Below are 13,085 nucleotides of genomic sequence, written 5' to 3' on the forward strand. Positions count from 1 at the left end.
ATGGGTGTGGCGTTCCCGGACACGGCCGGATACCTTCCAGGGCGTACACCGCCGCGGTGGCAACGGTGCTGAGAGGCCGTCGGGAGGGAGAAGGCGGTATGGGACCTGCCGGTGACACCGTGCCGATCGCGGAGTTGCTCGATGAGCGGCGGCATCTGCTGGAGGTCGCTCACAGGATGCTGGGCAGCGCCGTCGCGGCCGAGCGTGTCATCGACGAGGCGTATCGGGAGTGGTACGGGCTCACCGATCGCCAGCGGTCCCGGATAGGGTCGCCACGGGCCTGGCTGAGCCAAATCGTGGGTGCCATCTGCCTGGAGCGGCTGACCCCGCCGGACCCTTACGGCACCGCACAGCGGTGCGTGGGGGAGAGGGGACAGTGCGATACCGGCCCGGAAGGCGGAGTCGGCGCGGTGCTCCCGCCGAAACCGGAGACGTTGTCACCGGCCGAGAGAGCGGCGTTCGTGCTCAGCGACGCCCTGGGAACGGCGGTGGGCACGGTCGAGGGCAGCCCGGGACAGCCCGAACCGGAATGCGCCGAGCCGGCGAACCGGGCCCGTCACAGCCTTCGCACCCGGCGCGCACAGCCGGCATCACCAAGTCGGCAGGACGGGATCGCTCACGCCGTACGACAGGCATGCGCCGATGAGGACGCAGGCCGTCTGGCGTCCCTGCTGACTCCCGACGTCACCGCGTTCTTCGATGGCGGAGGCAAGGTCCGCACGGTGACGCGGCCTGTCACCGGCAGCGAAGGAGTTGCCCGGAGCCTGTTGACCCTGCTTGCCCGGCACCCGCGCACCACGTTGCGCACCCACCCCGTCAACGGATCCACCGGCCTCGTGGCGCGCTACGACGACCAGGTCGCCGCGGTCGTCGCCCTCGACGTAGCCGGCTCCCGTGTCGTAGAGGTCTGGGTGGTCCTCAACCCCGACAAACTGCGCTCCTGGAACCGTCCTCGTCCCTGACATGCCGCTCCGGGCCGGTATCAGACGCCTCGGATGGTCGCCCGGCGGGAGCGGGAGCCGATGAAGGCGGCGATCTTGCTCGGGTTGAAGACCCACAGCACCTGATGAATGCCCCGGTACGTGGCCGCGATGGTCATGAAAGTGGCGGCTCGGCCGTCCCGGTGGAGCAGGATCCCGCTTCGTCCGTTCGCCTCGACCGGTTCCACTTCGACCGTCGGCCAGAACCGTGGATAGGCGGTCGACAGGTTCGCCACGCGGGCACGGCTCAGGACGGGAACGCGAGCTGCTCCCCGGATGCCGTTCCCGTCGGACAGACTGACCACGTCCGGTGTGAGCAGTGCTTCCAGTGAGGCGACGTCCCCCTGTCGAGCGGCGGCGACAAAGGCATCGAGCAGCTTGCGGTGCTCGGCAGCGTCGACGCTGTCCCGCTGGTCGTCGGTGAGGTGTCTGCGCGCCCGGCTCACGATCTTCCGCACGTTGACGGGGCTGAGTTGGAGGATCTGCGCTATCTCGGGATAGCCGTAGTCGAAGGCTTCTCTCAGGACGTACGCGGCGCGCTCGGTCGGGGGCAGCTTCTCCAGTACCAGGAGCAGGGCGAGTTCCAGTGCTTCCGCCCGCTCGGCGCCGACCTCCGGGTCATTGCTGGTGTCGACGGGCTCGGGCAGCCACGGGCCGATGTAGGTCTCGCGGCGGACGCGGGCTGACTGAGCCACGTTGATGGCCAGCCGTGTCGTGGCGCTCGACAAGAACGCCACGGGGCTGACCACGACGGCACGGTCGGTCCGCTGCCAGCGCAGCCACACCTCCTGGACGACGTCCTCGGCCTCCACCGCACTGCCCAGCACGCGGTAGGCGATGCCGAAGAGACGTGGCCGGAGCTCTACGAAGACGGAAACGGCCTCGCTCATGTCGTTTCCCACGGGGGGCGCCTGTGGATACATGTTCCTTGGGTCTCCGTTTCGCTGGTACCGGTGTTCTCGCGGACGCGGCCATGGGGCCGTCTGCCGGGAACCGCCAGGGCGGCGGCCGGCGTGCTGAGGGTTCTGGCGGCGGTGCGATCACCTCCGCTCCAAGTGACCGGCGGCGCAGGCTCTTCGTAACGGTTTCGCGAGGGATTTCTTGCCGACGTCCGGCAAGCGGGCAGCCGGTCCCGTACGCGAGCCGACAGCGCCCGGGGCCGGGGGCCGGGGCCTTCCCGGTCAGTGGATCACTGTGGGTACCGACGCTTCGCGCCGTCTGCGGTCGGTAGCGGCCCGATGTCACACACGCGCCGACCGTTCGGTCTTTCCAGTGAAAAGCGGTGATGCATTGCGCACCGCGTTCCTGACATTCCTCCACACGAAAAGCCACCGCCCGAACCAGTATCCGTTCCCCGTTCCTCACGTAGGAGGTGTTCCATGGATTGGCGCGTACGGGGTCTCTGTCTACGCGAAGATCCTGACCTTTTCTTCCCGATAGGCAATGTCAACAGTGGTCCGGTAGCGGTACAGACGGACGAAGCGAAGGCCGTTTGCTGTCGTTGCCCGGTGATGGCGCATTGCCTGGAGTGGGCCGTGGACGCGGGCCCGGTCGAGGGCATCTGGGGCGGCACGACGGAAGGGGAACGCCGCGCCCTGCGGCGACGGGCGATACGCGAGCTGACGGCGACGGAAAGCGCCGCTTGAGCGCGGATGCCGTCGCCGGCCGTCACCGATGTGGGTGGGCGGGGTGGTCCCGGAACCGGGACCACCCCGCCCACCCACATCGGCTTTTCGTCAGGCCGCCGCGTCCGGGTCGACCCGGACCGCCGAGACGTCCAGGGTCAGGGTCACTTTGTCGCTGACGAGGACTCCCCCTGTCTCCAGGGGCGTGTTCCAGGCCAGCCCCCAGTCGGAACGCCGCAGGGTGGCCGTGCCCTCGAAGCCGACCCGGTGCTGCCCGTGGGCGGCGTCGCCGGCACCGACGAAGACGACGTCGATGTCCAGGGGCAACTCGATGTCCTTGATGCGCAGACTGCCCATGATGCGGAACTCGTCGCCGCCGAGCGGGACGATGCCGGTGGAACGGAAGCTCATCAGGGGGAACGTCGCGGAGTCGAAGAAGGCGGGTCCCCCCAGGTGCGCGTCGCGCTCCGGGACTCCCGTGTCCAGACTGTCGGTCTGGACACTCACGTACGCCTCGGAACGGGACGGGCTGGAGCCGTCGAGTTTGAGCAGGCCCTCGAAACGGTCGAATCTTCCGCGGACATTGGAGATCATGGCGTGCCGGACGGAGAACCCGATGGTGCTGTGGACCGGGTCGACGGTGTAGGTACCGGTCACCGCCGGGTACGGGCCGGAGCCGGGAGAATCGGCCTGATGGCGTTGAACCAGCATGATGGTTGCCTTCTCTGTGGTTGCCGTCTGTCGGTGGCAAGGTGTGTCGGCCTCCCGACCGGCACCGTGCCGGATGTGGAAAGGGCCTGCCGTGCCGCGATGCGGACGACAGGCCCTCGCGCGGGTGGCGGGCCCTGTCCCAGGGCCGCCGCCCGGCGACTCAGTGCTGCTGGGCGAGCCAGTCGGTGAAACGGGTCTCCGCGATGTGCGCGTCCGGACCGGGCAGCAGCGTGGTCTCCTGCAGCTCCGCACCGAAGTACGGGGCATGCGCGTCGGGCACGACCTTGCGCGGGTCGTTCTTGGCGGCCAGGCCCTTGCGGATCAGCTCGTCGAGCTGGAACTCGTCGGGCCCGGCGACCTCGACCACTCCGTTGACGGGAGTGCCGACAGCGGTGCGGCCGACGATGGCGGCCACGTCGTCGGAGTAGACGGGCCGGATGCTGACCGGGGCCAGACGGACGGTGTCACCGTCGGTCGCCGACTCGGCGATGCCCTTCATGAACTCGAAGAACTGCGTGGCGTGAACGATGGAGTACGGAATTCCCGAGTCCTTGATCAGCTCCTCCTGCGCCTGCTTGGCACGGAAGTAGCCGCTCTCCTGGAGCCGGTCCGTGCCGACCACGGAGAGGGCCACGTGGTGGGTCACGCCGGCGTCCGTCTCGGCCTTGAGGAGGTTGGTGGTCGAGGTACGGAAGAACTCCATGACGGCGTGGTCCTCGAAGGAGGGCGAGTTGGAGACGTCGATCACGACCGAGGCGCCGGTCAGGACCTCGTCCAGGCCCTCGCCCGTGAGCGTGTTGACGCCGGTGTTGGGGGCGGCCGGCACTGCCTCGTGACCATGCTCGTCGAGCTTGGCGACCAGCTTCGAGCCGATCAGTCCGGTACCGCCGATCACTACGACCTTCATGTTGAAATCCTTTCGGCAATGCGCGTTGTCGTCCGTGTAAGAAAAGACCGGGTGTACACGCTTCCTGTGACAACGTCACGGTGCATTCCCTGACTTTTGTTGTGCCGAGGCTCAATAGCCTTGAAAAAAGCGGGGAAGCGCGCGGGCGCGGGGGGTGGTGGGCGGCTATTCGACGAGCTTTCCTTCGGTGGAGACATCCGCCATGAGGGACGCGATCTCATCCGGGATGGCGGGGATGCCCTCGTGGGTGATCCCGGTCGTCGGGGACCAGACGAGGTTGACGCGGAAGACGGGGTCTGTGTCGGGGAAATCGCTGCGGTTGTGACAACCACGGGTTTCCCGGCGTTCCAGGGCCGCTTCGAGGGTGGCGCGGGCCGCCAGGGCGGCCGACTTGAGGACGAAGGCGTGGGCGAGGTCCTGGAAGCCGGCGATGTCGGGGGTGGACTCCGACGTTCTCCATGCGCTTCTCGATGGTGTCCAGCTCCGCCAGGCCGGCGCGCAGACCCTGTTCGTCACGGACGACGCCGGCGTGTTCGGTCATGGTGTTGCGGATGGCGCGCTGCAGGGCGCGGACGTTCTCGGGTCCGTCGGCGGCGAGCAGTTCGTCCACTTCGGCGCGGGCCTGGCCAACGGCGGCCGCGGACCGGGGCTGCGCGGTCAGTGACTCCGAGGGCACGATTACTCCCGTCGCTCTGGGTGGTCACCGCTAGGACCAGGCTGGGCGGCGGTTTGTGACAAGAGCCGCTCCGACGCCCGGCACGGCTCTTCCCACACATGGGGCCCTGCGGGAGTCCGGTCTTGAAGCCGGCGGCGGCTCCGCGAGGCGCGGAACCGACAGTGGTGACCACCGAGAGTGTGCATCACGTGTCACAACATGAAGGCATTCCCGGTCTTACCGACGAGCCGACGGCCGCACGAACCCGGCCCCGTGACGTGTTCGACGGCGAGGAGGAGGAATGGAATGGAATGACGTACGTCATCGCGCAGCCCTGTGTCGACATCATGGACCGGGCGTGTGTGACCGAGTGCCCGGTGGACTCAATCACGCACCCGGTGACCACCCCCTGGTAGCGGCCCTGCCCCCGCACAGCCTTCACAAGAAGGACGTCTCCGTCTTCGCCGTCCGCAAGGAGGAAGCCGCCGACGCAGACCTGTGGTTCCCGTCGTGACCGGCCGCGCCCACGACGAGCGGCCGCCGCGGGGGCGGCGGCCGACGTCTGCCGGACGTACCGCTCAGGAGGCGAGCGTGATGGTCGTCGGCGTACCCCTCCAGGCCATACGCGCGTAGGGACACAACGTGTCGGCCTTCTCCAGCAGACCGGTGGCCACGTCCGCGGCGACACCGGGCCACTGCACCACCAGGTCGACATGGAGCACGAAGCCACCGTCCTCGGGATCCCGTCCGAAGGCGACGGTCGCCACGACGGAGATGAGCGCAGGGTCGAGTGCCTCCTGCCGCGCCAGGAGGCTCAGTGCGCCGTGGAAGCACGCCGCGAAGCCGGCCGCGAAGAGCTGCTCGGGATTGGTTCCCTTGCCGTCACCGCCCAGCTCGGCGGGCATGCGCAGATCGAGGTCCAGGGCGCCGTCGGACGAGCGTGCCCGCCCGGAGGCCCGCCCGTGCAAGGCCACACCGCCGTGCACGGTCACGGTGGTCGTGTAGATGGGCAAGAACTCGTCGCCGTCGTAGTCCTTTTCGGTCGACAGGGTGGGCAACTGGATCCGCTCGGTCACGGCATGACTCCGATGTCGTCGCGGTACGGCTTCCCGGCGGACGGCCGGGAGCGCGTACACGGGGGCCCGGGGTGCCAGGGGGCGGTGACGGGCAGGGCGGCGGTTTGCCCCGGTGAGACCCGGGTGCCCTCTTTCGCAGGCTGCGTCGCACCGCACACACCACGCACGTCACGTTGTCTGTCCTCAGGGTGGTGGGAGGGTCCGGGGTCCGGACTACTGGATGACCGACAGGCAACCGTTCCTGTGACGCCTGCCGTTGCCGACCCGAGAACCCCCGACAGCAGGTCAGCTGCTCAGAGAGGCCACGTAGGGCGCCAGCTTGGCCGGGTTCATCACCCACATGATCCGCTCGATGCCCTCCGCCGAGATGTCGACGGACAGCAGGGCGACAGCCACCCCGCCGGACGAGACCAGCACGGCCGGCCGGCTGTTCGCCTCGACCCACCGGATGTCCGCCTGCCGCCAGAAGCGCGGGGCGAAGGCCACGAGGTAACGCGAGACATGGGTCCGTCCGACCACCGGGATCTTGGACGCGCCGCGGATCCCGTCTCCGTCCGAGTAGCTGACGACGTCGGCGGTGAGCGCGTCCTCCAGTACCGACAGGTCGCCCGTTCGCGCGGCGGAGAGGAACACCTCCAGCAGCTGCCGATGGGCTGCCGGCGTGACGTGCTCCTTGCGCTCGGCGGCCAGGTGCCTGCGCCCGCGGCTCACCAGTTGACGGGTGTTGGCCTCGGTCGTCTCCAGGATCTCGGCGATCCGTCCGTAGGGATAGTCGAACGCCTCCCGTAGCACGTAGGCGGTGCGCTCCACGGGATTCAGCTTCTCCAGGAGCAACAGAACCGCCATCTCCAGGGCCTCGGCTCGCTCCGCGCCCAGCTGCGGATCATGACTGGTGTCGACGGGCTCGGGAAGCCACGGCCCCACGTAGGACTCACGGCGTACGCGGGCGGACTGGGCCAGGTTGATCGCCAAGCGGGTGGCGACCGTGGTCAGGAAGGCGGCGGGTTCGTGGACCTTCGCGCGGTCCGTGTTCTGCCATCGCACCCAGGTCTCCTGCACGACGTCCTCAGCCTCCGCCGCACTGCCGCCCAGGACGCGATACGCGATGCCGAAAAGCTGCGGACGCGCCGAAAGGAACTCCTTCGTCGCTTGGCCAAGGTTGTCGGGATGGGCGCCAGCGTGCATGGATCTCCCCTTCTGGCTTCGTGCGAGCCATGCTACAAGCGGCCACCGAGGGACGCTCGGGGGTCGGTGGCATGATCGCGTCCGACGCCTTTCGGTGGCACACCGTGGCATTCGATCAGTCAGGGACCTGCCGTCGCGGGACGGGGCACCCGACCGGTCTCGGGACCACACCCTTTGCGGCCGTTGCCTGTCACGAATCGATTGCACACCCGGTCAAGTGTGGGAACAGCCATGGACCAAGGAAGGCGCACACGGTGTCGGACAAGAGGTCATCACACGACCACGGCGGCCGGGAGGCAACGGCGGCCGGGAGGAGTGCGGCGAAGGTGCGTCAGGACGCCGCATCCCTGGTCCTCGCCGGGAGCACGGTCCGTACCGAGCCCGATGGCGAGCCGGAGCACCTGGCCGAGGCGGGTGGCGGGTCCGGCGGTCCCGGCGGTGACCTGCCCCCGCGTTCACTCCGCTGAGCCGCTCCATGGACACTCCCGTCGATTTCGTGCGCGTCATGCTGACGGTGCTCTTCGCCCTCGCGGCGTCGCACGTACTGCGGCACGGCGTCCGGTCACCGGGTACGGGGCGCGACCGGGTGGACCACCTGCTGCACTTCGTCATGGCCGTGGCCATGGCGGCGATGATCTGGAGTCCCGGCCGATCGCTGTCCGGCCGGACCATGACGGCCCTCTTCACGGCGGCCGCCCTGTGGTTCCCGCTGACCGCTCTCCACCACTGCACGGTGGACACGGCGGCGGCGGTCGCCGGGCGGTTGCGGCCCGCGGCCGGCATGGCGGCGATGGCCTGGATGCTGCGTACGCCCCACGGCCGGGCGGTCCCCTCCCACGAGACCCTGGCCGGAGGCATCCCGGTCGCGCACCACGGCGCGGCACTCGGCCACACCGCGGGCGCGTCGGCAACGGGTGTATGGGTCACCGGCCTGCTGGCCGTGTATCTCCTTGGGTGCGCGATGCGGTCGCTGACCCGTCCCATGCCCTCGCTGCGGTCCGCCACGGCCGCCGCCCATCGCGCCGCCGCGACGGACCCGTACGGTCACGTGCGGGACGGAGCCATGGCGCTGGGGACGGCCGTGATGGTGCTCATGCCCCACTGACCGCGTGTCCCAGGGCACCGACCACGGCCTTGCCGCGCATCAGGAAGTCCGAGAGGTAACCGTCGTGGGGCACGCCCGGAGCCATCCAGTAGGTCGGGTGGTCACCGACGTACACATTGGCGATGGTGGGTTCCGCCAGCAGCGCGTCGAGCAGGGCGTGGTCGCGGGTGAGGGCCGAGAGCACGAGTGTGTCCCTCAGCGGAGCGGTACCGTCCGAGCGGTTCCAGGGCGCCACCCACACACAGGGGAACGGCAGTTCGGTCCGTAGCTGCGCGGCACTGGCGCTGCCGACCTGATGGACGGCCGGACGCAGGACGGCACTTCCGTCACCGAGGTCGTCGACGACGCCGTCACCACCGAGCCAGGCACGGGTCCCCGCCGCCACCGACCTCAGGTACGAGTCGAGGGCCCGTGCCCGGTCCAGCGGGCACACCGGGAGAACCGCCCGGGTGTCCTGGGGCGGCGCACTGGGCAGCCGGGACAGGCGGGCCGCGACGGCCTCGGCGAGCGGCGCCGGATCGCCCTCGACGAAGACGGCGGTGGCGTTGACGCACGCGGTGCCACCCTCGTCCGCGACCGAGCCGACGATCGTGTCGAGGTGCTCCCGCCAGTCGGTGTCCGCGGTGATGAGGATTTTGGTCCGGCCAGGCCCCTGCGGCAACACGCGCCGATCGTGGGCGTACCGGGCGACCACCTCGTCGCCGCCGTACACCACCGCACGATCGGCACCGCGGATCAGCGAGTCGGCGGTCTGGTGGTCCGTGGGCAGAAACACCAGCTGGTCCTCCCGGACCCCCGCCCGGTGCAGCGCCCCGACCAGGCGGTGCGGGGTGAACGGCTCCCGCCGCGACGGACGTACGGCGACGCGGTAGCCGAGGGCCAGCGCCTCCAGCCACAGCCGGTGCACACCGGGATGGTTGCCGGAGGCGTTGACGGCGAACACGTCACCCCGGCGGGCCCATACGGCGTGCCCTGCCTCCAGGGCCGGGTCCCGGCGGTCGGAGACCGCACCGCGCGGCCTGCCCTGCTCGGCGGACGAACGGGCCAGAGCGACGAACCGCGCCGTGCCCCGCGTCGCGGCTCGCACCACCGTCAGCGGGGTGCCGGAAGTACGGCTGACGAGGTGTTCGTACTCGCGTACGCCCAGTCCGCCGACCGTGCCGGTGGCGAACTCCTCGCCGGCGGCCCCCAGCAGCGCGTCGACGCCGGCCGCGGGCAGCGCCTCCGCCTTGCGCAGCGCGGCCAGCGCCCGCCGGACGTACACCGGCGGCACCAGGCTCAGCCGCGCCACCTCGGCACCGGACACATCCGTCACCGGGCTCGGCCCGCGCGTTCGGTACGGGCCGCGGGGGCCCAGCGCGTCCAGGTGGACCGGCCCGGTGACCTCGGCAGCCGTCATCAGTACACGCCCTCGATCACGGTTTCGCCCTTCACCGTGGGCACCGGCGCCACGTCCGCGACGGCGTCGCCCGCCTGACCGTCGGCCGGCCGCACGCGCACGGCCGTGTCGCGTTCCGTGTTGTTGGGGATGAGCATGGATCTGCTGACGTGGCTGACGACCACCTGGCCCCGCTCACCGACCTCGACCCGTTCCCCGGTGTCGGGTGACACGACCGACAGGAACACGTACGGCGACACCGGGTCGAAGACGCAGGGCTGCGACGCGTCGAGACCGACCCGTTCGAGCAGTGCGGTGAGCATCATGGTGTTGCCGTACATGCCGATGAGCGGCACCTCGGGAAAGACCTCCGTGCTCAGCAGGTGGCGGGTGTCGGGGTCCATGTGCGTGCCACCCCAGATGATCGCCTGGAGGGAGCCGTTGATCCGCTCCAGGAGGTCGTCCTCGTTCGCGAAGCGCTCCAGCAGCGGGGTGGTGGCGGCGAGTACCCCGATGTCCTGGGTCAGCAGAATCCGCCGGCACTGCTCGACGAGGTGGTCGGTGTACGACTCGACCTCGTCGCTCCGGCCCGCGGCGATCAGCTTCTTCACCCAGCGGGGATCCATGTCGATGCTCAGCCCCGGGCCGCCGAGGGACCCTGCCGCCCGCTGCAGCACGTCCCCCACCAGGTGTGGGCCGGTCGGAGCCACGGTCAGCCACTGGGTACCGGTGGGCAGGCCGTGGTCCCGGAGACGCTTGTCGACCTGATCCGTACTGTGCCGCATCCAGTCGGCGAGCTGGACGACCCGCTTGGGCGCCCCGGTCGTGCCGCCACTGTCGAAGACGTTGACCAATCGGGCGCCGCTCCCGTAGCCACGGGGGATCAGATCCGCCACCGGGACGTCCCGCAGTTCGTCGGTCAGGTCGGGGAAGAGCGACAGGTCGTCCACGCCCTTGACGTCCGACCGCGGATCGAAGGCGAGCCGGTCGGCCCGGTCGAGCCAGTACCGCGAGCCGGTCGCCGGGTCGAAGTGCCAGCGCATGGCCGCACGCACGAACTCGTCCGGGTCGACGCCGTCGGACGGTCCGGCGTCCAGAACGGCGGGGGACTCGTAGGTCATGGATGGTCCTTTCTCGGCACGGTCGCGTGCGCGTGACTGAGGTGCACCGGGGCGGGTGAGATCCGGAGGCGTCCGGTCACCGGCTGAACAGTTCGAAGGCGACGGCGGGCAGGCTGCCGAACCGTGGGCTGTGCGCGCGGGTGGTGTCGGCCAGGAAACGGCGCGCGTACGTCTCGGGGTCCTCCTCGGTCAACGCCTCCAGGTACGTCCTGTGCTCGAGCAAGGACCGCACCCCCTGTTCGAAGCCCGGCTCGGCGGAGACCGCGTGCGTCGGCGTCGGCGAGTTGGCGACGGCCACCCACCGGACGCCGTCCCAGGGCTGCAGTCCCTGGCCGGTGAGTTCCGGGAAGATCCAGCGGTTGCCGGCGTCCGCCGACGCGTCCAGTACGGCGCGTCCCACGGCCACGTGGTCCGAGGTGTTCCAGGCACTGTGGGCCCAGGTGTCCCGGTGGTTCAGTGTGATCACCATCTCGGGCCGGTGACGCCGGATGGCCGCGGCGATGTCGCGGCGCAGGGGCACGCCGTACTGGATCACACCGTCCCGATGGTCGAGGAAATCGACCGTGGAAACGCCGACGGCCGCGGCGGCCGCACGCTGCTCCGCCTCGCGCAACGACCGGGCTCGTTCGGGGTCCAGGGTGTCGATACCGGCCTCACCCCGGGTGGCCAGTACGTAGGCGACCTGCCGTCCGTCGGCCACCCAGGAGGCCACGGCGGCCGAGCACCCGTACTCGAGATCGTCGGGATGGGCCACCACGGCGAGTGCCCGTCGCCAGTCGTCCGGCATCGGACGCAGCGGTGGAAGGGGGCTGTCGGTCATGTGTCTGCTCTCGTCGGTCGTACCTGTGGGCGGGCAGCCGGCCAGGGGCCGATGCCCCGTCAGCTGACGGGGTGGCACGACATCCGTGGTGCCTGTTCGCGCCTGCGCCGCGACCGTCGTGCCGACTGTGCTTGGCCGTCGGGTCAGGGGAGAAGGCTCTCCAGGGGAACCGCCGGATCACAGAGGACGGCGTCATCGGTCTCCACGCCGGACTCGATCATGGTGCGGATCGTGCCGATGACGTCCCACACGTTGACGCTCATTCCTGCCAGGACCCGGTTCCCGGACATCCAGAAGGCGATGAAGCGCCGTTCGTCGCGTGCCCCGCGGAAGACGACACGGTCGTAGCCGCCCGGCTCGGCGTAGCCGGTGTACTCCATCCCGAGGTCGTACTGATCGGTGTAGAAGTACGGCAGCCGGTCGTAGGCCGCGTCCTTGCCCAGCTTGCCCAGCATGCTCAGCGCGGCGGTGCGCGGCTGGTGCAGAGCGTTGGCCCAGTGCTCCACGCGCAGGTGCCGGCCGAGCCGCGGGTGGTAAGCGTTGGCCACGTCGCCGGCAGCGTGGATGTCGGCCATGGACGTCCTCAGGTGCTCGTCCGTGACGATGCCGTTGCGTACCTCCAGGCCCGCCTCCTCGGCGAGACGGACGTTGGGTGTGATGCCCACCCCCACCACCACGGCGTCCGCGGGCAGGTGGCTGCCGTCGGCGAGCCGGACCCCGGTAACGCGGCCACCGGTCCCGGTGACGCGCTCGATCTGGGTGCGGGGACGCAGGTCGACGCCGTGCTCCCGGTGCAGGCCGGCGAAGACCTCGGCTGCTTCCCGTCCCAGAACCTTGAGCAGGGGCAACTCCGCGTGCTCGAGCACGGTCACCTGCGCCCCGGCCGTCCGGGCCGCCGCTGCCGCCTCCAGCCCGATCCATCCGCCGCCGACCACCACGATCCGCGCGCCCTCGGTGAAGGCGGCCTTGAGACGCTCGCTGTCGCCCACACGCCGCAGATACAGCACGTTCTCCAGGTCCGCCCCCGGGACCGACAGGCGGCGGGGTGAGGAACCGGTCGCCAGCAGCAGCTTGGCGTAGGGCAGGCGACGGCCGTCGTCCAGCGTCACCTCCCTGGCCCGCGCGTCGACGGAGGTCACGCTCGTGCCCAGAAGCAGGTCGACTCCGTGTTCCCGGTACCAGCCCTCGGGGTGCACGTGGATCGACTCGCGGTCCTCCTTGCCCAGCAGATAGCCCTTGGACAGCGGCGGTCGGATGTAGGGCCGCTCCTCCTCGTCCCCAATGACGAGGAGCGGCCCGTCGTGGCCGTGCTCGCGCAGTTCTTCCGCGGCCTTGCCGGCGGCCAGGCCGCCCCCTACGACGACAAACGTCTTCTCACGCGACATGATGATCCCAGTCCCAGGTCGTGCGGCACACACAGCGAGGCGTGTGGAGCGGTCATCCATGAGACCGGGCGACGACACTCGTTGTGACACACCCGCGCCGGCACGCCGGGGGCGGCCGTCGTCGGCGTTCCTCCCGC

Annotated in this window: 14 protein-coding genes and 2 pseudogenes; 6 read left to right on the top strand and 10 right to left on the bottom strand. The window is 70.0% G+C overall.

Annotated elements, in window-relative coordinates:
• The first annotated feature begins 98 nt into the window (after positions 1-98).
• Positions 99-962 (top strand): sigma factor, encoded by an 864-nt coding sequence (locus HEP85_RS36815; RefSeq protein ID WP_168531779.1) that lies wholly within the window; start codon positions 99-101, stop codon positions 960-962.
• Between the two features lie 20 nt (positions 963-982).
• Here HEP85_RS36815 and HEP85_RS36820 read toward each other — a convergent pair whose 3' ends face one another.
• Complete coding sequence (locus tag HEP85_RS36820) at positions 983-1,903, bottom strand: RNA polymerase sigma-70 factor (RefSeq protein ID WP_211118129.1); 921 nt, start codon at positions 1,901-1,903, stop codon at positions 983-985.
• 456 nt (positions 1,904-2,359) lie between these two features.
• On the opposite strand from HEP85_RS36820, the gene HEP85_RS36825 reads away from it, so the two are divergent.
• On the top strand, positions 2,360-2,626 hold the full coding sequence (locus HEP85_RS36825) for a WhiB family transcriptional regulator (protein ID WP_168531781.1): 267 nt from the start codon (positions 2,360-2,362) through the stop codon (positions 2,624-2,626).
• Between the two features lie 90 nt (positions 2,627-2,716).
• Here the strand turns inward: HEP85_RS36825 and HEP85_RS36830 are convergent, their stop codons facing one another.
• From HEP85_RS36830 to HEP85_RS36840, 3 genes and pseudogenes are all read right to left on the bottom strand, one after another.
• Positions 2,717-3,316 (bottom strand): YceI family protein, encoded by a 600-nt coding sequence (locus HEP85_RS36830; protein ID WP_168531782.1) that lies wholly within the window; start codon positions 3,314-3,316, stop codon positions 2,717-2,719.
• A gap of 160 nt (positions 3,317-3,476) precedes the next feature.
• Entirely contained in the window at positions 3,477-4,223 is a 747-nt protein-coding gene (locus HEP85_RS36835) for an SDR family oxidoreductase (RefSeq protein ID WP_168531783.1), read from the bottom strand.
• Positions 4,224-4,388: 165 nt separating this feature from the next.
• A pseudogene (locus tag HEP85_RS36840) lies at positions 4,389-4,893 on the bottom strand (succinate dehydrogenase); the annotation flags it as partial.
• A 296-nt stretch (positions 4,894-5,189) separates the two neighbouring features.
• On the opposite strand from HEP85_RS36840, the pseudogene HEP85_RS36845 reads away from it, so the two are divergent.
• Positions 5,190-5,267 (top strand): annotated as a pseudogene (locus HEP85_RS36845) (ferredoxin family protein); the annotation flags it as partial.
• Positions 5,237-5,392 carry a hypothetical protein gene (locus HEP85_RS36850; protein WP_248002589.1) on the top strand — a complete coding sequence of 52 codons (156 nt, stop codon included), beginning with the start codon at positions 5,237-5,239 and terminating at the stop codon, positions 5,390-5,392. The pseudogene HEP85_RS36845 and the gene HEP85_RS36850, both read left to right, overlap by 31 nt.
• A gap of 64 nt (positions 5,393-5,456) precedes the next feature.
• Here HEP85_RS36850 and HEP85_RS36855 read toward each other — a convergent pair whose 3' ends face one another.
• Entirely contained in the window at positions 5,457-5,954 is a 498-nt protein-coding gene (locus HEP85_RS36855; protein WP_168531784.1) for an Ohr family peroxiredoxin, read from the bottom strand.
• 285 nt (positions 5,955-6,239) lie between these two features.
• Positions 6,240-7,139 carry an RNA polymerase sigma-70 factor gene (locus HEP85_RS36860; RefSeq protein WP_369658013.1) on the bottom strand — a complete coding sequence of 300 codons (900 nt, stop codon included), beginning with the start codon at positions 7,137-7,139 and terminating at the stop codon, positions 6,240-6,242.
• Between the two features lie 326 nt (positions 7,140-7,465).
• On the opposite strand from HEP85_RS36860, the gene HEP85_RS36865 reads away from it, so the two are divergent.
• Together HEP85_RS36865 and HEP85_RS36870 are read left to right on the top strand one after the other, a co-directional pair.
• Positions 7,466-7,606 carry a hypothetical protein gene (locus tag HEP85_RS36865; RefSeq protein ID WP_168531785.1) on the top strand — a complete coding sequence of 47 codons (141 nt, stop codon included), beginning with the start codon at positions 7,466-7,468 and terminating at the stop codon, positions 7,604-7,606.
• Positions 7,607-7,614: 8 nt separating this feature from the next.
• Positions 7,615-8,244 carry a DUF5134 domain-containing protein gene (locus HEP85_RS36870; protein WP_168531786.1) on the top strand — a complete coding sequence of 210 codons (630 nt, stop codon included), beginning with the start codon at positions 7,615-7,617 and terminating at the stop codon, positions 8,242-8,244.
• Here HEP85_RS36870 and HEP85_RS36875 read toward each other — a convergent pair.
• The 4 genes from HEP85_RS36875 to HEP85_RS36890 form a co-directional block, all read right to left on the bottom strand.
• Positions 8,231-9,643 (bottom strand): aldehyde dehydrogenase family protein, encoded by a 1,413-nt coding sequence (locus HEP85_RS36875; protein WP_369658014.1) that lies wholly within the window; start codon positions 9,641-9,643, stop codon positions 8,231-8,233. The two genes, HEP85_RS36870 and HEP85_RS36875, sit on opposite strands and share 14 nt — an antisense overlap.
• On the bottom strand, positions 9,643-10,743 hold the full coding sequence (locus tag HEP85_RS36880; RefSeq protein ID WP_168531787.1) for a phenazine antibiotic biosynthesis protein: 1,101 nt from the start codon (positions 10,741-10,743) through the stop codon (positions 9,643-9,645). The genes HEP85_RS36875 and HEP85_RS36880 overlap by 1 nt, the downstream gene beginning before the upstream one ends.
• Positions 10,744-10,819: 76 nt before the next feature.
• Positions 10,820-11,563: a PIG-L deacetylase family protein gene (locus HEP85_RS36885; RefSeq protein ID WP_168531788.1), complete on the bottom strand. Its 744-nt coding sequence runs from the start codon at positions 11,561-11,563 to the stop codon at positions 10,820-10,822.
• Between the two features lie 143 nt (positions 11,564-11,706).
• Positions 11,707-12,948, bottom strand: a complete 1,242-nt coding sequence (locus tag HEP85_RS36890; RefSeq protein ID WP_168531789.1) for an NAD(P)/FAD-dependent oxidoreductase — start codon at positions 12,946-12,948, stop codon at positions 11,707-11,709.
• Positions 12,949-13,085 lie beyond the last annotated feature (137 nt).

This window comes from Streptomyces sp. RPA4-2 (genome assembly GCF_012273515.2).
In the GTDB taxonomy this organism is placed as follows: Bacteria; Actinomycetota; Actinomycetes; order Streptomycetales; family Streptomycetaceae; genus Streptomyces; species Streptomyces kaempferi.